At 36.9% G+C, this 19,679-nt stretch carries 21 protein-coding genes and 2 tRNA genes; 13 read left to right on the top strand and 10 right to left on the bottom strand.

What is annotated here, in order from left to right:
- Positions 1-87: 87 nt before the first annotated feature.
- Together J3U75_RS11330 and J3U75_RS11325 are read right to left on the bottom strand one after the other, a co-directional pair.
- Positions 88-504, bottom strand: coding sequence for a hypothetical protein (locus J3U75_RS11330; RefSeq protein WP_267392194.1), 417 nt, complete (start codon positions 502-504; stop codon positions 88-90).
- A gap of 114 nt (positions 505-618) precedes the next feature.
- A complete protein-coding gene (locus J3U75_RS11325; protein WP_267392193.1) occupies positions 619-1,002 on the bottom strand; it encodes a hypothetical protein in 384 nt (127 codons plus the stop codon).
- A gap of 590 nt (positions 1,003-1,592) precedes the next feature.
- Between J3U75_RS11325 and J3U75_RS11320 the strand changes: the two genes are divergently transcribed.
- Together J3U75_RS11320 and J3U75_RS11315 are read left to right on the top strand one after the other, a co-directional pair.
- Positions 1,593-1,934: a hypothetical protein gene (locus J3U75_RS11320; RefSeq protein ID WP_267392192.1), complete on the top strand. Its 342-nt coding sequence runs from the start codon at positions 1,593-1,595 to the stop codon at positions 1,932-1,934.
- A gap of 10 nt (positions 1,935-1,944) precedes the next feature.
- Positions 1,945-2,301, top strand: coding sequence for a S24 family peptidase (locus J3U75_RS11315; protein WP_267392191.1), 357 nt, complete (start codon positions 1,945-1,947; stop codon positions 2,299-2,301).
- 348 nt (positions 2,302-2,649) lie between these two features.
- On the opposite strand, the gene J3U75_RS11310 is transcribed toward J3U75_RS11315, so the two are convergent.
- Both J3U75_RS11310 and J3U75_RS11305 read right to left on the bottom strand, forming a co-directional pair.
- Complete coding sequence (locus tag J3U75_RS11310) at positions 2,650-3,423, bottom strand: hypothetical protein (protein ID WP_267392190.1); 774 nt, start codon at positions 3,421-3,423, stop codon at positions 2,650-2,652.
- Positions 3,424-3,434: 11 nt separating this feature from the next.
- Positions 3,435-3,650 (bottom strand): helix-turn-helix domain-containing protein, encoded by a 216-nt coding sequence (locus J3U75_RS11305; RefSeq protein ID WP_267392189.1) that lies wholly within the window; start codon positions 3,648-3,650, stop codon positions 3,435-3,437.
- Positions 3,651-3,777: 127 nt separating this feature from the next.
- Between J3U75_RS11305 and J3U75_RS11300 the strand changes: the two genes are divergently transcribed.
- The 9 genes from J3U75_RS11300 to J3U75_RS11350 all read left to right on the top strand — a co-directional run bounded on the left by J3U75_RS11300 (position 3,778) and on the right by J3U75_RS11350 (position 9,811).
- A complete protein-coding gene (locus J3U75_RS11300) occupies positions 3,778-4,485 on the top strand; it encodes a S24 family peptidase (protein ID WP_267392188.1) in 708 nt (235 codons plus the stop codon).
- A 535-nt stretch (positions 4,486-5,020) separates the two neighbouring features.
- On the top strand, positions 5,021-5,497 hold the full coding sequence (locus J3U75_RS11295; RefSeq protein WP_267392187.1) for a hypothetical protein: 477 nt from the start codon (positions 5,021-5,023) through the stop codon (positions 5,495-5,497).
- Positions 5,498-5,572: 75 nt separating this feature from the next.
- Positions 5,573-6,109: a hypothetical protein gene (locus J3U75_RS11290; RefSeq protein ID WP_267392186.1), complete on the top strand. Its 537-nt coding sequence runs from the start codon at positions 5,573-5,575 to the stop codon at positions 6,107-6,109.
- A 93-nt stretch (positions 6,110-6,202) separates the two neighbouring features.
- Positions 6,203-6,739 (top strand): TrbM/KikA/MpfK family conjugal transfer protein, encoded by a 537-nt coding sequence (locus J3U75_RS11285; protein WP_267392185.1) that lies wholly within the window; start codon positions 6,203-6,205, stop codon positions 6,737-6,739.
- A 156-nt stretch (positions 6,740-6,895) separates the two neighbouring features.
- A complete protein-coding gene (locus J3U75_RS11280; protein WP_267392183.1) occupies positions 6,896-7,651 on the top strand; it encodes a conjugal transfer protein TraL in 756 nt (251 codons plus the stop codon).
- A 3-nt stretch (positions 7,652-7,654) separates the two neighbouring features.
- Complete coding sequence (locus J3U75_RS11275; protein ID WP_267392182.1) at positions 7,655-8,089, top strand: hypothetical protein; 435 nt, start codon at positions 7,655-7,657, stop codon at positions 8,087-8,089.
- 117 nt (positions 8,090-8,206) lie between these two features.
- Entirely contained in the window at positions 8,207-8,455 is a 249-nt protein-coding gene (locus J3U75_RS11270; protein ID WP_267392181.1) for a lipopolysaccharide heptosyltransferase, read from the top strand.
- 10 nt (positions 8,456-8,465) lie between these two features.
- Positions 8,466-8,786 carry a helix-turn-helix domain-containing protein gene (locus J3U75_RS11265; protein ID WP_267392180.1) on the top strand — a complete coding sequence of 107 codons (321 nt, stop codon included), beginning with the start codon at positions 8,466-8,468 and terminating at the stop codon, positions 8,784-8,786.
- Positions 8,684-9,811 carry a site-specific integrase gene (locus J3U75_RS11350; RefSeq protein WP_323811372.1) on the top strand — a complete coding sequence of 376 codons (1,128 nt, stop codon included), beginning with the start codon at positions 8,684-8,686 and terminating at the stop codon, positions 9,809-9,811. The genes J3U75_RS11265 and J3U75_RS11350 overlap by 103 nt, the downstream gene beginning before the upstream one ends.
- Here J3U75_RS11350 and J3U75_RS11255 read toward each other — a convergent pair.
- The 3 genes from J3U75_RS11255 to J3U75_RS11245 all read right to left on the bottom strand — a co-directional run bounded on the left by J3U75_RS11255 (position 9,770) and on the right by J3U75_RS11245 (position 11,293).
- Positions 9,770-9,845 (bottom strand) — tRNA-Lys (locus J3U75_RS11255). The two genes, J3U75_RS11350 and J3U75_RS11255, sit on opposite strands and share 42 nt — an antisense overlap.
- A gap of 2 nt (positions 9,846-9,847) precedes the next feature.
- Positions 9,848-9,923 (bottom strand) — tRNA-Asn (locus J3U75_RS11250).
- A 599-nt stretch (positions 9,924-10,522) separates the two neighbouring features.
- Complete coding sequence (locus J3U75_RS11245) at positions 10,523-11,293, bottom strand: exodeoxyribonuclease III (RefSeq protein WP_267392179.1); 771 nt, start codon at positions 11,291-11,293, stop codon at positions 10,523-10,525.
- A gap of 74 nt (positions 11,294-11,367) precedes the next feature.
- Between J3U75_RS11245 and pyrE the strand changes: the two genes are divergently transcribed.
- A complete protein-coding gene (pyrE, locus tag J3U75_RS11240; RefSeq protein WP_267392177.1) occupies positions 11,368-12,006 on the top strand; it encodes an orotate phosphoribosyltransferase in 639 nt (212 codons plus the stop codon).
- Positions 12,007-12,096: 90 nt separating this feature from the next.
- A complete protein-coding gene (locus tag J3U75_RS11235) occupies positions 12,097-12,666 on the top strand; it encodes a DedA family protein (RefSeq protein WP_267392175.1) in 570 nt (189 codons plus the stop codon).
- A 153-nt stretch (positions 12,667-12,819) separates the two neighbouring features.
- On the opposite strand, the gene J3U75_RS11230 is transcribed toward J3U75_RS11235, so the two are convergent.
- The 3 genes from J3U75_RS11230 to J3U75_RS11220 all read right to left on the bottom strand — a co-directional run bounded on the left by J3U75_RS11230 (position 12,820) and on the right by J3U75_RS11220 (position 19,228).
- Positions 12,820-13,938 (bottom strand): porin, encoded by a 1,119-nt coding sequence (locus tag J3U75_RS11230; protein ID WP_267392174.1) that lies wholly within the window; start codon positions 13,936-13,938, stop codon positions 12,820-12,822.
- Positions 13,939-14,869: 931 nt separating this feature from the next.
- Entirely contained in the window at positions 14,870-15,988 is a 1,119-nt protein-coding gene (locus J3U75_RS11225; RefSeq protein ID WP_267392173.1) for a porin, read from the bottom strand.
- Positions 15,989-16,486: 498 nt separating this feature from the next.
- Entirely contained in the window at positions 16,487-19,228 is a 2,742-nt protein-coding gene (locus J3U75_RS11220) for an Rne/Rng family ribonuclease (protein ID WP_267392171.1), read from the bottom strand.
- Positions 19,229-19,679: the final 451 nt, after the last annotated feature.

The following is a 19,679-nucleotide window of genomic DNA, read 5'->3' as shown; positions in this document are numbered from 1 at the left end:
TCGTGGCTGCAACCCTACTAGCTCAAAATTTATTCACACATGGTTACGCTTTGGGGAAATTATGAGGGGATCTCTCAGTGCTTTGTATTAGATGCTCCAATATGAATGAATTAAAACAGCAAAACCTTGATTCATTTTTTCTCTTGCAACCTCAACGAATTCAAGCTCATCAATATTCTTTTCAAAAATTTCTTCACCTTCATCTTCTTCAATATCAAGATACGAAAAGTATGCATTCCATAAAAAACCGTAATTAGAGAATTGATAAAAATTTTTTATTCTTAGTTCAATTTCGTCTAAATCTTCATGATTTACCAGTATAGATATATAGTTAAACTGTTGTAGCCCGCCTAACCGGTGGTATAAATCCATAAAAAAACCGTGGAGAAGCGTGTATCTATTCCAGTATGCAATTTGTATTGCATCTGTTGGAAATGGAATAATTATCTTTTCATTACCTATGTCTGACGGATTCAGCGTATACGCACCCATATAAAAAAACATGACAATCTTCTTTCATTATTAATAAAATCTGAATAGCAGCAACTGATATGATTTATTTCAGCGTCTGGCTTTACTGGAGCGGGTACCCTACCCGCCCCTGTTTAGATTTCGTTATTACCACCATGTGTAATACAAAATTACATATCCTTCATTTATCAAGTATCTTGCATGTGTTATAAACGTTAATGTAGCATCAACATCTTCCATATACATTCCATCATCTTCTCCCAAAGACCCTGTTTCTATTTCATATTTCAAGTCTTTAATCGATTTTTCTAAATCATTTAAATCAGTCTCATCTACTCTTACCGTTGTCACATTAAACAGTTCTTTAATCCCTCCTCTATCGAAATACAAATCTTCAAAAAATTCATTCACATATTCAAATTCGTGCCAGTAAGCGATTACTTCTTTGCCTGTTTCAGGAAGTTCTATATCAGTATCAAATTTATTTAACGCAGTGTTTTTTACAGCGTACGCATACATATCTAGTCCCATTACTTATTCCTTTAATGTTTACTGTTACCAGAACATCGGAAGCTCTAGCCACCGTGTTGTGATGTCGTAAAAAATTATCTGGTAGCCAAAGTCCAGACTGGCTTTGTGCAGATTTCATCTTTGTTCGGTGCATCAGCAGTGAAAAAGGTGGGATCTGTGCAAAGACACTTGCATGGTCTGGACTTTGGCTAACTGATAATTTAGACATCAGAAAACAACACGGTGGCTAGAGCTTCCGATGTTTAATAAGGCTAGCCGTAGGCGTTTCAGCGTAAGCTGAATTCGGCAACGACCCCGTTTTACCGGTTGTTGCCTATCCTGCATTTAGTTTAAAAGTCGTTATTATTAATGGGCGTTCTTTTTTTTGAGGGGAATTTTTCGCGCGGATTCGAATAAATAATAAGTTTATTATGGTTTATTTCGGTGTATTTTGGTGTATCTTAGTTTATTTCAGTGAATTTTTATGTATATTAGTTCATTTCAGTATTATTTAATTCAATTCTAGTATATTTTTATTGAATTTTAGTTTATTATAGTATTCGTTATATTCAATATTAGTTTATTTTAGTGAATTTTATGTGAGTTTGATCATGGGTATTACAGCTGAAGAATTTTTGAAAACTGCTAAGAAAAGAGTTTCTAAGCTCGAGCCATTCAAAGACGATATTATTAAATTGAAACAAGAAAAAGTATCTAATATAGATATAGTTCGATTTCTGGAATTAAACGGTGTACGAACAAGCCAATCAAATGTATGTAAATACTTAAAAACTATACAAAGCGATCTAGAACAAGCTAAACCTAAAAAAGTACACACGATTAAAGCTCATGCTAAGTCCCTGGATATATCACAAACTAAAGACACACAAGAATCGAAAAAAAAACCGCTACCTTCCTGGGCAAGCAAAGACGATGTAGACGATTTATTTTAAGTAATTAAACATGATTGATTTATACGAAACAGATCAACAGCGCCAATCGATTGATATTCAGTCTTATTTGATTAGAAATCAGCCTGCAACAATAGCTGTCAGATGTGGCAACGATTCAATGAAAAATGCTGGTATTGGTATAGGTGATATTCTCATCATAGATAGATCATTAGAGGCCCGGAATTCAGATATCGTTATGGCCAATATCGGTGCTGCATTTACTATTAGACGGTTTGAATTAGTAAATGAAATAGCCTATCTCAATTTCGATAGCACTATTGGCAAATTTGATAACTACATTTTTCGTCCACAAGATAATATGGAAATTGTAGGAGTTGTAACCTTTGTCATAAAAGCAATTAGATAGCTTTATTTAAAATAAAAAAAGATTCTAGCTCTGCGTTTAGATATATGAAGTGGTCTATGTAGTTGTTATATGTATATAGCGTGTACTTTATGTGCAATCTACATTGCACTTTATGTACAATGTTATTTGCTCATAATGTACAAACATATGTTTTTATATAGGTTTTTCTAAACGAATTTTTTTTAATTTTTATATGCTTTTAGAATATATACAAAGTGAAAACGCTTTTTTTTATGTTTTTAGAATATTAAATGGGCGAATGAAGGTTTGAACTTCATTTTTTTATGTAAATGTAATATTTATTTTGAATAATAGAAATTAAAGATAAAAAAAGGCCTGACTAATTAGTTAGTCACTGCCTTTAATTTTTAGTTTTTTTCTGATGCTTAATCTGATACTGTCCACGTCTTCAGGCGACTTATCTGGCTTATCTGGTGGCTCAGTTTGTTTCTGGGTAGATTGGATTATTGATAGAGTTGAAAGAGCTTTATGTGAGCGAATAACTTCATCCCATTTAACAGATGAGTGAACGATAAAATTAGCCCAGCCGCGACTGGCAACAAACGACATATAAGCTGGCACGTCATTATATTCTTTTATCAGCTTTTCCAGCTGACTGACCCATTTTTTCTTACTTTGATTAGACTGCTTAATCTTCCCAGTTTTGATAGTGCGTGAATCAAGAAACAAATGCCATTGTTCAAGTGGTATCGATTTAGGTAGCCAAAAACCGTCTCTGTCCTTATGAAAGTTAGATTCAATAGGTGTGACGGCTTGGCCACGTAGTTTACACAGCTGAGCACGTAATTTATCAGCATTAATGCGCCAGTTCATTCGCCCAAAAAATCCAGCCCGGCGATACTCTAGAACACCGAGCTGTTCCACTAATACCTTACGCGCTTTTTCATATCCTCGACGCTTTAAAGAGAATTGATCTAAAAAATCTTTGTGCGTCTGAAAAAACCAGCCATTCCGTTCTGGATATTTTCGTTCAGATACTTGTGCCCACCAAATAAATTTTGCTAAAACAACTGCCACCTTTGGACATTTACATAGCTGCAAAATATCATCATGGACTATAAAGTCTGGGTTTAAAGTTTTAGCTAAATCAGAAACGTACATTTGAGATAAAATCAGGGTTTGTTTTTATAAGCTACCGCTATAGATTCGACAGTTACAGCATGGTTAGTGAATTCTGCAATTTTAATAGCCGTCTCTAATGGTGCCTTACGATGGCCATGAGCAATTTGACTTACCCACGTATAATGTTTATCTAACTTATTGGCCAAGAATTTAACTCTGCCTCTTTCTTGAGATAACCATTCTAACAGAGTGCAATCTCCGGTCATAAAAAACTCCTTTTTGAAAATTATGTTTAAAAAACACTATTAATGTTACCTGTAGCTAACATTTGAAGTCAATCTTTTCTAAAACTGCCTTTCCCATGAGAAATATAAATTTATAGATAATCACCTAATGACATCATTATCCGAACGCATCAAATTCAGATTACGTACCCTTAACAAAACACAGGCAGGACTTTGCAGATATTGCAAAGTTAAAGCTCCATCTGTTTCTAAATGGTTAAGTGGTATGACTAAAACACTAAAAGGTGAAAACCTTTTACGTGCAGCTGAGTTTTTGGAATGTGATCCCGATTGGCTAGCAACAGGAAAGGGCTTCTGGCAACTAAATTCATCAAAAACAACTGAACAAGACACCTTTACAGAAAATACAGAATCTCAAGCTTTTCCGGAATTTGAATTGTTTGCAATAAGCCCTCTATTCTTAAGTGAATTTATTATCAGCACATCAGATATAAATTCTTCAATATCATCTATCGAATACACAGAAGAACAATATAGAAGAATGTTTGGCTCTAAAGATCCTCAAAATTTAAATATTACTAATATTAAAGTGGACAACATGTCCGGAACTTTAGAACCTGGAGATTTAGTTTTTGTTGATACATCTATTAAAAAATATGATGGGGACGGTATTTATCTATTCGTATTTTCCAACCACTTACATCTAAAAAGATTACAAATGGTTGGGAATATTCTCATGGTTATATCTGATAATCCTAAATACCAGACATGGAATATTTCGCAAAAAGAAAAATCTAACATGAGCGTTCTGGGTAAAGTTTTGATATCACAATCTCAAATATTTCAACGTTTCTAAAGCGTTTCTAATTTAAATTAATCTAAATATTTGCCAAAAAGACACACTTTTTTTTACAAAGTTAGCTACAGCTAACAAAAAAGCTTGCTTTTAGTGTTAGCTGTAGCTAATATGTACGTATTGAAAACGTTCTTTAACAACTTAGTCCGAATAATCCTGATTTAACAATAGGTTTTATTTTTGGTTATTAGCAATAATGTTTCTTTCAAGAAACATCTTATATTTGCAACATAATAAGCAAAGTTATATGAGCCTTAAATCAGTAACAAGGAGAAGATTTACTACTTATCAAATTTGAACATAAGTAGTAAGGCGCGACATTCTGCCCGTTGCGCAATCAGTGAGAAGCCCGACAAGTAGAGACAAAAATCTCCGACGGGGAAGCAGAACCGCCTAACTGCGAAATTTACATTATTACGTTGAGTAACTCCGTACCAGTGTAAGGCGTGGCGGAAATAACGGCAGTCCAGATTTAAAACTAAGCAGCTTGTATAGCAGGCTGCTTGAATTTTAAATTTTTAAGAGAGGAAAAAAAATGATTAGTAGCCTTATAAAACTATGTAATCAAGTATCATGTTTTGATAGAGTAAGTTTACAAATTAAAAAACCCGTAGCAAATTTCTACGAAATTTATATAGAAGTTCCTACAAGTAACGGGTCAAACTCGGTTTCTTTTAGAATAGTAGATAACCCCATTGAAAAAGCAGAATCAATAATTAGAGTAGATAATACACTTGATTGGTTAAAAAAATTCGCTCGTCCGAGTTTACCTGTACAAGAATATGATTTCCGTTTGTTCATTTATTTAGTTATTACCATTGATTCACTTGTGATAACAAATATCTTATTAAATAGAACCTTAAATGAGAAACATTTTATTAGAGTAGAATATGATGGTGATGAAGATTACGGTTATGCAAGTGATTATACAAATGAAGGTATCACCAGTATCTGTAATTTTCTTTTGAGTTCTCATTTGAAGAGAAAAAATCAAAAAAGTTCAAAAAAATAAATCATTATTCCGTACGCAAACAAAGCCTGTTCAGTAAACAGGCTTTTGTTTTTAACTAAAAGTAGAGGAAATATTGTGAAAAAACAGTTAATTTCTTTAATGAATAAAATTAAAGATTATCAAACAATGCAATGTCGTATTGATAAGGATTGTAAAACTAATATTTATTTTATTTCTATTCGACAGGAATTTAGAAAAATTGAACACTATTTCAGTGTAACTTTAATGACTGATAGAAACGAAGATGATGAATCAAAGGATCTAAAATCAATAAATGATTTCCTAGAATTAGATGCTGGCAAAGAATTAATTTATGCTCACCACTGGTTAAATACATATTGTTTTGAAGAGACAAAAGAACAAATTGATAGGGTTGATTTCAGTCCAATTTTTAATCTTTTAGCAAAACCCATAATTCCGAGTGGACGTTTTGTAATTTATCTTAGGGTAAATAATCCCATTAGTGAAATTGAAGTAATGTTTGAATCCTATAAGTTCAAAGAAGAATCTAGTGTATCGAAATTCGAATATAGCAATGATGGAGTTAAAAAAGCCTGTGATTTTATGTATTCGAAATTACATACTAATGATAAAACTAATACGCATTCATAATAACTAACATGTTATTAATGATAACAATCTGTCAGAAAATTTAAGCCTGTTCAATGAGCAGGCTTTTGTTTTTTGACCGTATTCGGAGTAACAATGAACAAGCTAAAACATATATTGATGGTAAGTTTACTTTCAGTATCATTTATGGCCAGTGCTGAAGATAATAATTTATTAACTGGTGACCCACGCCTTTCTTGTGAGGCGGTTTTATGTCTTTCTTCAGGTGATCGCCCTAATGAATGCACTCCCTCTCTGAAACGTTATTTTTCCATTAAAGCAGAGAAAATGTCAGATACCATCAGAAAACGAAAAGATTTTCTGAGTATTTGCCCATCCAGTAAAGAAAAAGGTATGCCGGAGCTTATCAATGCAATAGCAAACGGTGCCGGCAGATGTGATGCAAATGAATTAAACAGAGTAATGCAGCGTAAGAAAACAATCAGAGAATGCCACAAAACAGGATTATGGAAAAACGAGACCACCTGTACAGATAAAACTATTATCTACATTGAACCTAAAAAGCCTAAATATTGTACAGCATATGAACAGCAGGGTTGGACTTATCAAGTTGACCAGGTGAAATATGTTGGTAATCCAGATCAAGGCGGTCGGTGGGTAGATAATAAATAGTTTCCTCTCTCTCCCTTTTAGTCTTGGGGGATTTTCCCCTACTATCAGTTACCCATTCTGTTAGTAGGGGCTTTTTACAAAAGAAAAGTCATTTCTAGAAATGCGCGCAAAGTGACTTTTTCTTTGTAAACAGCTATTTTATTAGGAGTATTAAAAATGAAAGCAGTACATTTTTTGCTACAAGGAAAAGGGGGCGTAGGTAAAAGCTTCGTTGCCAGTTTAGTTGCTCAATATTTGCGCGATACAATCGGAAAAGATAAAGTCGCTTGCTATGATACAGATCCAGTTAATCAAACATTCTCCCGTTATGCTGCTTTGAAAACGAAAACTGTCAATATTCTGGAAAAGGACAATAATATCAATTCTCGCAATTTTGACAGCTTAATTGAAGAAATTATTAATAGTAAAAAAGAAATAGCAGTAATTGATAATGGTGCGGCAACATTTATTCCGTTGTTGCATTATATGGCTGAAAACATGATTGCGGATATGCTAAAAGAAATGGGCATTGAAGTAATTATTCATGTGGTACTTACTGGCGGCCAAGGTCTTGAAGATACTATTGTTGGATTAAATACCGTATTGGAACGGCTCAACGGTAGGGTAATGGTCTGGAGTAATGAATATTTCGGTGATGTTGTTCGAAACGATAAAGAGGTTTCAGAATTCAATGTTATCAGCAAAAATCAAGACAAGATAGTTGGCATTATCACAATTCCGAACCGAACCAAAGACACTTTTGGCAAAGATATTGAGGTGATGGTAAAAAACAATCTGACTTTTGAAGAAGTAAAAAGCTCATCTTTATTCACACTAATTCCTCGTCAACGTTTACTGACTGTACAGCGTGATATATTTGCACAACTGTCACAATTCACATTCAGCGGTAATATTTTGACGACGGAGCAATAGTTCATGGACTCGGAAATCAAACACATCATAAATAAGGTGTTTGAGATTACAAGCGTTAAGCTTGAACCTACAGATCCTTTGGTTGCTGTACTGTTAATGCAGTACAGCTTTATTAATGATGTTGCATCCAAACTAAAAACTGACCAGCTGGCAACTAATGGAGATTTTATCAATCTGTTTACAACCAAAGCAGACGAATTAATTGATGCTATAAATCGCCTTGAAAAGAACCGGCAGGCTTTACTTATAGAAATATTAGAAAAAAACGAGGAAAAGGTTAACCAGCTTGAAAATCACGTGTATGCGCGACTAAAAGGGAATTTCAGTAATATTTCTACAAACAACAAAGAAATTACTATTATTCTCTATCTCTCGATTTTTTCTGCTCTTTGTTGTGCTGTTGGTAGTATTTTTTCTATTTTTCGATTGTTTAACTAATCAATAGATTCAAAATTTAACGACTTAGCTGTTATAGATAGCTAGGTCGTTTTAATTTTGAATTCATAGATTCAATGATATGTCTGACGTTAATAAATACAACTTGGATTATTTATTATGCTGATTAATGATATTAAAACTATTGAGACAGAAAAAATATCTGTTTCTTATACGCCGGAAGAATTTCCGCATTTTAGATTGTTGCCTAGTCCAACCGAAGCAGGCAAAAAATATTGCCTGTTTCTTTATGTTGATAAAAATAATTATCTGATTCTAGAGACAGGTATACAACGATACAAAGCCATACAACGACTAAAACGGTTCATGGATACGTCTAATTATCGTGTTTTTGAAATCATCTATTAAGAAAAATATTGTGGAACCTACAGGCTTAAAAACTTACACAGCTGATGAAGTTGCAAAAATATGTCAGTGTCACACACAGACTATTCGAAAATATATTAAAGACGGTCAATTACGTGCAGTTAAATTTGGCCGTGCCTATGTAATAAAAGAAAGTGACCTTGACGATTTCATGCATCGTATTGAAAATATGCAATTGCAAGCGTCACTCCAACGAGAGAGTGAAAAAAAATGTCATTATATCAACGAGAAAACGGGGTTTGGTATTACAGCATTACATTACAAAGCGGTAAACGAATTCGCGGAAGTACTAGGACTAAAGACAGAAAATTAGCAGAAGAGTTACACGATAAATTGAAGTATGAAACATGGAGACAAATAAATTTAGATGAAAAACCAAAATATCTATGGGATGAGGCAGCCCTAAGATGGATTAAGGAAAAAAAAGGGATTAAAAAAAGTATAAAGGATGATATATGCCGACTTCGACAGCTGCAAGAGTTGAGAGGAATTTATATACATCTGATTGATAAACAAATGATTATGTCAATAATTAATCAAAAGGATATTTCCAATGGTACTAAAAATAGATATATAGCCTTGATTCGATCAATCTTAAATGCGTGTGTTCAAGATTGGGATATGCTGGAGCAGGCACCAAAACTCAAACTATTTAAGGAGCCTAAACACCGAATGAAATGGCTAAGGCCAGCGGAAGCCAAAAGACTGTTAAATAATTTGGTTCCATATATGGCTGCTATGGCTGAATATGATTTAGCTACAGGTTTAAGGCAGAGAAATATTTTTGATTTGAGATGGTCACAAATTGATTTTTTAAAACGAACATGTGAATACTATCCCGAAGATATGAAATCAGATAAACCGTTAGTGATACCGTTAAATGATACCGCTATAAAAATTCTAGTTAAACAATTAGGTAAACATGATGAATACGTTTTTTTAAATTCACGTCATAAACCTGTTAAATCTCTGAATTACAAACTATGGCGAATTGGTGTGGCTAATGCAGGCATTGATGAAGACTTTAACTGGCATGATTTAAGACATACATGGGCTAGTTGGCTAGTCCAAGATGGAGTTTCATTGTATGCACTAAAAGAAATGGGTGGCTGGAAATCTTTAGAGATGGTGCAAAGATATGCTCATTTGGCACCAGAGCATTTAATTCAGCATGCATCAAAGATTGACAATATCATGGCAAATGAATGTCACAGTTTTGTCACAGGTGCTAGTTTGGGGGGAGGGAATATAACGCTAGATCAAATGCGTAAGATATTGAAAAATATGGAGGAAAAATGGTGGGTCGTGAGCGATTCGAACGCTCGACCAACGGATTAAAAGTCCGCTGCTCTACCGACTGAGCTAACGACCCTTTGGCTCCCCGACCAGGGCTCGAACCTGGGACCTGCGGATTAACAGTCCGTCGCTCTACCGACTGAGCTATCAGGGAAAGGAAGAGCGAATTATAGGTGGCGTTGCGCACTTCGTCAACCCTTTCGTTCTAAATAGACATTATCTTTAATGCAAACCACTGTAAATAATATACATTTAATTTTTGAATTTCATAAAACATGGGAAGTATTCATGTGTAAAAGCTGATGGATTAACTGAATGATTATTAAGTATGGTTTTAAAAATGTTCAGAAAGAAATTCAGCCAGTTTATGATGGCAGATTCCAAATTTATACAGTATTGTTGTTTAAATATATTGAATTGATTTGGTTCAGAATAAAAGATTTTTGCCAAGCTGAAATTTTGGACAAATATAAAACCGGCTGTAACAATACGTTCTCAAAATCAGCAAAAATTAACTTTGGAATTCTAATACTCTATTGTGTGATAATTTTGCTATTTTTTTGAAATTAATATGAATAGTCAGCAAAGCCGGTTCAGTAAAGGCAGAATACAATTTCTATATATGAGTTAATGTTCCAATTATTGGGACATTAGATAACGATGCACTGAGACTAAACCAATTTTTCCTTTTTCAAGCCACACACATTTTACTCTCATAAATAACTAAACTTCTCGCATTCTATTATGCTAATACTATGGATAGGCGTAATCCACAATCAAAGGAGCATGGTCGGAAAACTTAACATCTTTGTAGACGCTTGCTTGCTGCGCACAGGCTGCCAGATTTGGCGTGGCCAGATGATAGTCTATACGCCAGCCTACATCTTTTGCATAAGCCTGCCCTCTATTGCTCCACCATGTGTAGCCGGGTATTTCCGGATACAAGGTGCGCCAGATGTCGACCCAGCCCAGTTCATTAATTACTTGACTTAGCCACTGGCGCTCTTCCGGCAAAAAACCAGAATTCTTCAGATTACCCCGCCAGTTTTTTATATCAATATTTTGATGAGCTATATTCCAGTCACCGCAAATCAGAATATCTCGTTGTGATGTCTGCAAGTCTCGCAGTATAGGCAGAAATTTATCCATAAAACAAAACTTAGCCTGCTGCCGCTCTTCTGAACTACTGCCAGAAGGCATATATAATGAAATAACTGTTAATTGACCAAAATCTGCACGCACGTATCGGCCTTCTCTGTCAAAATCCTCCCAACCTAATCCAATTTGAATAGCATCCGGCTGCTGTTTACTATATATAGCCACACCACTGTAACCTCGTTTAAGAGCGGTATGCCACGCCCCATGCATGCCCAGTGGATGCTTCATCTCTTCTGTCATATCAGCTTCCTGCGCCTTTAGTTCCTGTACACACACGATATCTGCCTGAGCCAGAGCAAGATAGTCAATAAAACCTTTACTGGTGGCAGAACGTATTCCATTAACGTTGGCAGAAATGATGCGCATCCGCATGTCCTTTCGTTTGATGATAAAATTTAAAGCTTAAGTTTTTGTATTCCATTTTATCATTAAGGATAGTTATGTCTGATTTTCGTCTGGATTTTCTGCATTTTGCCTTGCAACAAAAGGTTTTAAAATTTGGCCAGTTTACTACTAAAGCGGGCAGACAAACGCCCTATTTTTTCAATGCCGGTCTCTTTAATGATGGCTATAGTATTTTGCATCTGGCACGGTTTTATGCTCGTTCTATTCTGGAAAGCAAAATTGAATTTGATATGCTGTTCGGACCAGCTTATAAAGGCATCATTCTGGCTGCTGCAACGGCGATGATGTTGGCTGAACAAGGACGTAATGTACCTTACGCATATAACCGTAAAGAAGCCAAAGATCATGGTGAAGGTGGTGTATTAGTCGGTGCACCTTTACAGGGGCGCGTACTGATTATTGATGATGTCATTTCAGCTGGTACTTCGGTTCGTGAGTCGGTAACAATTATTCAGCGAGAAGGGGCAACTGCTGCCGGAGTAGCCATTGCACTGGACCGAATGGAAAAAGGCCAAGGTATGCAATCTGCTGTTCAGGAAGTACAGCAGCAATATCAGATTCCAGTGTTGGCTATCGCTACTCTGGATGATTTGCTGCGTCTACTCGAAAATGATTCAGCTTTGGCTAGTTTTCATCATCCGGTGACTGAATACAGACAGCAATATGGTGTGTAAAATTTGTCTGGTTCTAGCAAAAAGGATTGCATGAATGATTTATACAATCTTATGTTTACAATTTGATTATCTTTAGCTGGTATTGACCAGATGAATGTTGAACAATTACTTAGTCATTATGGCTATATGGCCATCTTTATTGGCAGTATTCTTGAAGGTGAAACCATTTTGACCTTGGCTGGCTTTTTTGTGCATAAGGGTTATCTGCTATTTTTACCTTCTATATTATGTGCTGCCGGTGGTGGTATGCTGGGAGACCAGTTGTGTTTTTTTCTTGGTCGCTATTATGGTACGCGTCTAATACAACATTTTCCTAAATTGGATCCAATGGTACGGAAAACTGACCGACTTCTTTGTAAACATAGTTCATTGATTATTGTTGGGGTACGTTTTATGTATGGACTGCGGATCGCTGGTCCCATAGCCATTGGTATGAGCAAAGTACCTTTCCGCCGCTTTATTCTGCTTAATTTACTGGGCGCATTGATCTGGGCAACTATAATAGTAAGTTTCGGCTATGTATTCGGACAATCTGCACAGTGGTTGTTTACTCAGTTTGAGCAATATACTGAAATTGCTTTAGTTGTTGCTCTGTTGATAGCTGCAATAGTTCTGGCTGTTTATCTTTATATTAAACATCGGCACAGTAAACAAGACTGATTTATTTTTCGCTAAGCAGGTGTATGCAACCTATATAAAATGTTTAACTTGAATAATTGTTTGATTCAGATTTTGTTTTTTTCAATATAAGTAAGTAAGAAAAAAACCCGCATCAGCGGGTTTTTTCTTCTAAATTCAGATTCTAAACCTGGATTAGAATGTGTGTTTTAAGCCAACACCAAAGGCGGTAGTTTTGTCTTTACCATTGCTTTCGCCGTTACCTTCGCGCAACCAGCCTGCTTGTACGTTAGCGGTTGTACTTTTAGAGAATGCATAGTCAGCACCAAGTACAACCTGATCGTATTTGGTATTTTTCTCTTTGGTACCGTTGATTTTTACATCCCAGCCATGAACATAGGACAATTTCGGGAAAATATTACCAAAGTAGTAGCCTACTGTCAGAGCAGCTTCCTGACCCTGATTGTCCATAGTCAAGTGATGGTCACCAATATCAACTTTTTCTTTTGTAGCCGGATCTACGATACTCAGGTTGTTCAGACCACGGAAGTAAGAGCTGGTATTTTTGGTGTATTGATAGCCCACACCAACAAATAAGTTGTTAGCATCGTAACCGCCTTCAATACGGTGTACCTGTCCATCTTTCATATCTTTTTTTAGACCATCTACTTTAACAGCAGAGTTTTTCAGGTAATCAAAACCATATTTGGCAAAATAACCAGCATTCTGATAATTCACTCCAACGCTATATTTATCGCCGGAGCCAATACCATGATCGTATTCCGCATTGCGATCGCCGCCATTAACGTTATCACGTGGAGAATATAAAGCGCTTAATTTGAAGCCAGCAAACTCTGGAGAATTGTAAGCAATACCTACATAACGTGCTCCAGTACGGGTGAATTTACCCAAACCTAAAACCTGGTTGTTGTATTCCCACGGATCTACAGCATCCATATTGGCCTTCATGGCATTACTGATGCGACCAGCTCGAATAGTACCGAAATCACCTTGCAATCCTATGAAGGAATCACGATTAGCCCAGCCATCAGCTTTACCATCATTGTTACCCAAATGAATAGCAGATTCTACCTGCCAAATAGCTTTCAGACCGTTACCTAAATCATCAGAGCCTTTAAAGCCAATTCTTGAACCATAGTCAGCAATACCATTCTGGTATGGACCACGGCTTTCTCCACTGGTTTTAGTGGAAGAAGTTTCATAGCCTGCTTTCATTTGGCCGTACAAAATAACCTCTGCCATAGCAGCAACCGGTAATGTAGTTAAAGCTAAAGCAATCAGGGTTTTTTTCATTACTGTATTCCTAGTTTCAACGTCAATAATACAAACCTCAAAAACCAAATGAAGCACTTTTGAAGTTTTAGATCAATCGTCAAAATGACGAGTGTGCGGAATATAAAGGTCGGATATTAAAAAAGCAAACCTTCAGATCCGATTTCGAGCATGAGAAAATTTTACTTGTAACTGATTAAGTAAAATACGTATAAATAAATATCAGAAATGTTTTTAAATAGTCGTAATAACCTTTGAATTGATATTTAGATGCACTGATTCATGCATTATGTTCACACTAATCACCATCTGAAGTATATTTTTAGATATTTGAAAATTTTTATTTAGAAAAGTCAGTTACAACACTTTTATTACGGTTTTTGATAAGCAATATTGAATCTTTAGCTGATACCTAGGCATATATTAAAACTACAAAGTGCTTATCAGAAAATTCTTATTTATAAATCGTTGCTGATGATTAACTATTCAACATAAATTTGTAGATTGCAATTTTTATTATATATTAGTAAGTAAAATCGATTGAGGAAGAAATATATTCTCTTTAATTGACAATATAAAAATTAAATATCCCAGTACAAAAGATAATGACCATTCAGATGAAAGATTTACAAGAAAAATCATTAAATATATAGACACTTTCTTATTGTACTAATGATTTTATATTGATGTTACAGTACAGCCTTTAAGTGTGGATAAGCTTTTCTATTTTCTAAAATTCTAATCAATATTTGTTCTTATATAACTTGTTGAATATAACAACTACTAATGAATAATGAAACCATTCGATCTGCTATGCTATTCAATAGATATTCTGACTTATAGATTTAATAAATAAATTTTATATAAATTAATCCCCGACTAAGAACAGTTTTTAAGTGTCCTACTGTCGGGGATTAATTTTAAATACTAATCAGTATGTATTAACAACCAATTAGAAAGTGTGTTTCAAGCCAACACCAAAGGCAGTAGTTTTGTCTTTACCTAAGCCATCGCCGTTACCTTCACGCAACCAACCAGCCTGTACATTAGCGGTAGTGCGTTTAGAGAAGTCATAGTCAGCACCTAACACAACCTGATCGTATTTAGTGTTTTTCTCTTTAGTACCATTAACTTTTACATCCCAGCCATGAGCATAAGAGATTTTCGGGAAAATGTTACCAAAGTGGTAGCCAACAGTCAGAGCGGCTTCCTGACCCTGATTGTCTTCAGTCAGTTTGTGATCACCAACATCAAGTTTTTCTTTAGTAGTTGGGTTAACAACGCTCAAATCATTCAAACCACGGAAGTAAGAACTGGTATTTTTGGTGTACTGATAGCCAACACCAACAAACAAGTTGTTAGCATCGTAGCCACCTTCAACACGGTGAACCTGACCATCTTTCAGGTCTGATTTCAAACCATCTAATTTAACAGCAGAGTTTTTCAGGTAGTCAAAACCGTATTTAGCATAGAAACCAGAGTTGTGGTAGTTCAAACCAGCACTGTATTTGTCACCAGAACCGATACCACGCTCGTATTCTGCGTTACGATCGCCACCATTCACGTTGTCACGTGGAGAGTACAAAACGTTGAAGCTGAAACCAGCCCATTCTGGAGAATCATAGGCGACACCAACATAACGAGCATCGGTACGGGTGAATTTACCCAGACCTAATGCTTCATTGTTATATTCCCAAGCATCTACAACGTCCATATTAGCGTTAATGGCATTGCTGATACGACCAGCACGGATAGTACCGAAATCAGTTTGCAGACCTATGAAAGAGTCACGGTTAGCCCAGCCATCAGAACCGCCATCACTATTACCCAAATGAATACGGGATTCTACCTGCCAGATAGCTTTCAAGCCATGGCCAAGGTCTTCAGAACCTTTGAAGCCGATACGTGAACCATAGTCACCGATACCATTCTGGTATGGGCCACGTGATTCGCCACTAGATTTAGTAGAAGAAACTTCATAGCCTGCTTTCATTTGGCCATACAAAACAACCTCAGCCATAGCGGCAACCGGCAAAGTGGTCAAAGCCAAAGCAATCAGGGTTTTTTTCATTGCTGTATTCCTTTTCTATGTCGAAAAAACAAACTTCAAAAACCTAATGAAGAGCTTTTAAAGTTTTGCATTAATCGCCGCGTTAGCGATTTCATGGCTGTCAATATAATGCTTTAGTTGCAAAAAAACAAATTCATTTGCAAACACACAACACTTTTAGCAACCTGCACCGCGGCAAATAATAGTTAACTCACTATATAAATCAATAAAATCATATGTTTATTTTGATAATAATACATTAAAATAATTTATTATTCTTATTTAAAAGTGTTGTAGTTTTTCAACACATTAATTGAAATAAATAATCATATTGGCAATTGCATATTATGAATCAGACAAATTTTATGTAGTTTGCCACTGATTTTATCACTAGGTAGTTTTTACCATACTTTTAACTACCATAATCGTCAACCCATAAAGGCCTGCCAAAATTCTGCCCGTTTTACTAAGTCTTATAAACGAGCAGATTAAAGATTATCAAATTCAAGAAAAACAAATCTATATTCTAGTTTCAATCTGTTCCAGTTTGACAGGCGTACCTTGCACTGCGTCTGGCTGACTCTGTAATCTGTCTTTGCGTCGTAATTTAGATTGAGCGGAACTTTCAATATTATCGGAGACAATAATATTTGTACTGGTTTCAACCAGTATCAGCCCACCCAATTCAGCAATTTGAGACAATTCTATATCTACTGTTTCAGGGATGCTGACAATCAACTGATCGGCTTCTGGCTGTTTAGTTTGTACGGCAGATGCTGTGCCTAATTTTACCGGTTTATCAGTGGTCGTAGGATACTGAACTGACTCCATCTGAGCTAGAACATGAGTAATCACATTCTTTGCTTGTGCTACTGCCTGCTGTACCAAGATATTGTCATCTATATACAGATGAGCTGGCTGAACTGAGCAATCAGCAGCTTGATTTCCAATATTTTCAGGATGAAGTACGTGCTCAGTAGTCTGCTGCACTTGCGCTGCAATGGCATGGATATCAATATTGCGGCTGATTTTACGTGCTGAAATGATGTAGCTGCGTTTTTTCTTACCATTCTGTCGCCGGCTGTTTTTATCATGCCGCGATTTATGGCGTTCATTTTTTGCCTCTCCGCCCGATAAGGTAATAATCAAGGGATCAGTTGCCTGATTTTCATCAATTAATTCAATATTATTTACTTGCTGGGCTGGAACTTCATTTTTGCCAGAAGTACGCTGACGGCGGCGGCGAGAATTATTTTGCTCCTGCCTGATACTACTGCTTTCCTGACTGATTTCGGATGACGTTTCCGTCTGAGATACATCATATTTGTCAGAACGTTTTTCTTCACGGCGATTACGCTGCTCATTTGCAGTACGAACTGCTGCTATGTGAGTTGCTTGTGTTTTATTTTCAGAATGATGCTCGCCTTTTTTAGCTGTTTCGGCATTTTTAGATAGACGGCTACTAGTGCGCGACTGTCGGCGTTCGTGTGGCTGATTTTTCTGCTGTCTGGATTTAATAGTTCTTTCAGCATGAGAAGCGCTTGGCGAAACTGGATCGGCTGGTTTTGCACTGAAAAGATTACTTAGCCATCCTGAAAGTTTTTTCCACATACCCGGTGCTGTATCTTTTTCTACAACTACCTTCTCAATAACCGGAGCCGGCTGAGTATGATGTATCCCTTTCACTGCTGCTTCCGGTCTAACAGGTTTGTTCTGTCCAATTGAAAATGGTAGTTCACCAATGTTTTCAGGTTCCTGTACTTGATGGTAACTGGGAACAGTATTTTCTTCTATGTTATCAGTACGAACACGGGTAACACTGTAATGCGGGTTTTCGAGATGAATATTCGGAATCAGTAACACGCATACATCCAGCCGCTCTTCCAATCCGAATAACTCGGCACGCTTTTCATTTAAGAGAAAAGTAGCCACATCCACCGGTACCTGTACGCGTACTTCGGCAGTGTTATCTTTCATTGATTCTTCCTGAATGATGCGGAGAATATGTAATGCTGTTGATTCAATACTACGAATGGAACCAGTACCGGCACAGCGCGGGCAAATGGTATGGCTACTTTCACCAAGAGAAGGCTTCAGACGTTGTCGCGATAATTCCATTAAACCAAAACGCGACAACTTAGCCATCTGTACCCGTGCACGATCTTTTTTCAAGGCTTCGCGCAAGGTGGTTTCAACATCACGCTGGTTTTTACTATTTTCCATGTCTATGAAGTCAATCACAACTAATCCGCCAAGATCACGTACGCGCATCTGGCGGGCAACTTCTTCGGCTGCCTCCATATTAGTTTTGAATGCTGTGTCTTCTATATCTGCTCCACGGGTGGCTCGGGCAGAGTTTACATCAATGGAGACTAACGCTTCAGTATGATCAATGACGATGGCACCACCGGACGGGAGGGCAACTTCACGGGAAAAAGCAGACTCAATCTGCTGTTCTATCTGAAAACGAGAAAAAAGCGGAGTATGGTCAGTATAATGACGTAAGCGACTGATATATGCCGGCATCACATAGGACATGAACTCACGGATCTGATCATATACTTCCTGCGAATCAATCAGTATTTCTCCAATATCAGGCTGGAAGTAATCGCGTATGGCACGAATAAGTAGTGAGCTTTCCATAAACAGCAGATAAGGTTTGTTGTGCTGTTGTGCGGCCTGCTCAATGGCTCGCCATAGCTGTACCAGATAATTTAAATCCCATTGCAGTTCTTCTGTACTGCGACCAATACCGGCAGTACGTGCAATCAGACTCATACCACGCGGGGTATCCAGCTCACTCATAGCCTGCTTGAGTTCCTGCCGATCTTCACCTTCAATTCGGCGTGACACACCACCACCTCGAGGATTATTGGGCATCAATACCAGATAGCGTCCGGCCAGGCTAATAAAAGTGGTTAGCGCTGCACCTTTGTTCCCTCGCTCATCCTTTTCCACTTGTACAATGACTTCTACGCCTTCGGACAAGACATCCTGTATACGAGCCCGTCCACCTTCATAATTCTGAAAATAGCTGCGCGATATTTCCTTGAATGGTAAAAAACCATGGCGATCTGTGCCATAGTCAACGAAACAAGCCTCCAGTGAAGGTTCAATGCGAGTAATGATACCTTTGTAGATATTGCCTTTACGCTGTTCCTTACCCAGTGTTTCGATGTCAAGATCAAGTAGACTTTGTCCATCTACAATAGCCACGCGCAATTCTTCTGCCTGCGTAGCATTGAATAACATTCGTTTCATGAATACCTCGTTATGTGCACTGACGAGGCGTTGTAATTAGTATTTGACACCCGTAGCCTTGCCAGATTGTTTTATATACGGCAAATTAAGCAGGCTTTCATCATAAAGAAGGTATAAAGAGCGTTTTGACTATTCAGTATCATTATGCTTTCTGAACAGCATGTACTGGATAATTTTACAAACAATCCAAGCACTTAATCGGGGGAGCCAGTCTTCTGTTATTCAGTCAGGTGCTTGGGCTCAGTAGCGGCTGCGTTATCCGGTTTTGTCCTGCCCGATGACGTCTGAAGCCGTGGCTTGCCACCTGATGGAGTCAAACTTAATCACTAACCCTTGCTGCCGAGGGCTGGTCAGCAACATGGGGAAATACGCCTGCTACAGTGCGTTTTTCCAGTAAATACGTTAACATTTCATTGTTTGCAGCCAAAAAACGATTACATGCGTTTTTCAG

Source organism: Snodgrassella sp. B3088 (assembly GCF_026535815.1).
GTDB classification, from domain to species: Bacteria; Pseudomonadota; Gammaproteobacteria; order Burkholderiales; family Neisseriaceae; genus Snodgrassella; species Snodgrassella alvi_E.
This window is presented reverse-complemented; position numbering and strand designations above follow the sequence as displayed.

Excerpts from the sequence above, each read along its gene's own strand:
- J3U75_RS11330 (WP_267392194.1), bottom strand. The coding sequence starts at position 504 with ATGTTTTTTTATATGGGTGCGTATACGCTGAATCCGTCAGACATAGGT.
- J3U75_RS11325 (WP_267392193.1), bottom strand. The coding sequence starts at position 1,002 with ATGGGACTAGATATGTATGCGTACGCTGTAAAAAACACTGCGTTAAAT.
- J3U75_RS11320 (WP_267392192.1), top strand. The coding sequence starts at position 1,593 with ATGGGTATTACAGCTGAAGAATTTTTGAAAACTGCTAAGAAAAGAGTT.
- J3U75_RS11315 (WP_267392191.1), top strand. The coding sequence starts at position 1,945 with ATGATTGATTTATACGAAACAGATCAACAGCGCCAATCGATTGATATT.
- J3U75_RS11310 (WP_267392190.1), bottom strand. The coding sequence starts at position 3,423 with ATGTACGTTTCTGATTTAGCTAAAACTTTAAACCCAGACTTTATAGTC.
- J3U75_RS11305 (WP_267392189.1), bottom strand. The coding sequence starts at position 3,650 with ATGACCGGAGATTGCACTCTGTTAGAATGGTTATCTCAAGAAAGAGGC.
- J3U75_RS11300 (WP_267392188.1), top strand. The coding sequence starts at position 3,778 with ATGACATCATTATCCGAACGCATCAAATTCAGATTACGTACCCTTAAC.
- J3U75_RS11295 (WP_267392187.1), top strand. The coding sequence starts at position 5,021 with ATGATTAGTAGCCTTATAAAACTATGTAATCAAGTATCATGTTTTGAT.
- J3U75_RS11285 (WP_267392185.1), top strand. The coding sequence starts at position 6,203 with ATGAACAAGCTAAAACATATATTGATGGTAAGTTTACTTTCAGTATCA.
- J3U75_RS11280 (WP_267392183.1), top strand. The coding sequence starts at position 6,896 with ATGAAAGCAGTACATTTTTTGCTACAAGGAAAAGGGGGCGTAGGTAAA.
- J3U75_RS11275 (WP_267392182.1), top strand. The coding sequence starts at position 7,655 with ATGGACTCGGAAATCAAACACATCATAAATAAGGTGTTTGAGATTACA.
- J3U75_RS11270 (WP_267392181.1), top strand. The coding sequence starts at position 8,207 with ATGCTGATTAATGATATTAAAACTATTGAGACAGAAAAAATATCTGTT.
- J3U75_RS11350 (WP_323811372.1), top strand. The coding sequence starts at position 8,684 with ATGTCATTATATCAACGAGAAAACGGGGTTTGGTATTACAGCATTACA.
- J3U75_RS11245 (WP_267392179.1), bottom strand. The coding sequence starts at position 11,293 with ATGCGCATCATTTCTGCCAACGTTAATGGAATACGTTCTGCCACCAGT.
- pyrE (WP_267392177.1), top strand. The coding sequence starts at position 11,368 with ATGTCTGATTTTCGTCTGGATTTTCTGCATTTTGCCTTGCAACAAAAG.
- J3U75_RS11235 (WP_267392175.1), top strand. The coding sequence starts at position 12,097 with ATGAATGTTGAACAATTACTTAGTCATTATGGCTATATGGCCATCTTT.
- J3U75_RS11230 (WP_267392174.1), bottom strand. The coding sequence starts at position 13,938 with ATGAAAAAAACCCTGATTGCTTTAGCTTTAACTACATTACCGGTTGCT.
- J3U75_RS11225 (WP_267392173.1), bottom strand. The coding sequence starts at position 15,988 with ATGAAAAAAACCCTGATTGCTTTGGCTTTGACCACTTTGCCGGTTGCC.
- J3U75_RS11220 (WP_267392171.1), bottom strand. The coding sequence starts at position 19,228 with ATGAAACGAATGTTATTCAATGCTACGCAGGCAGAAGAATTGCGCGTG.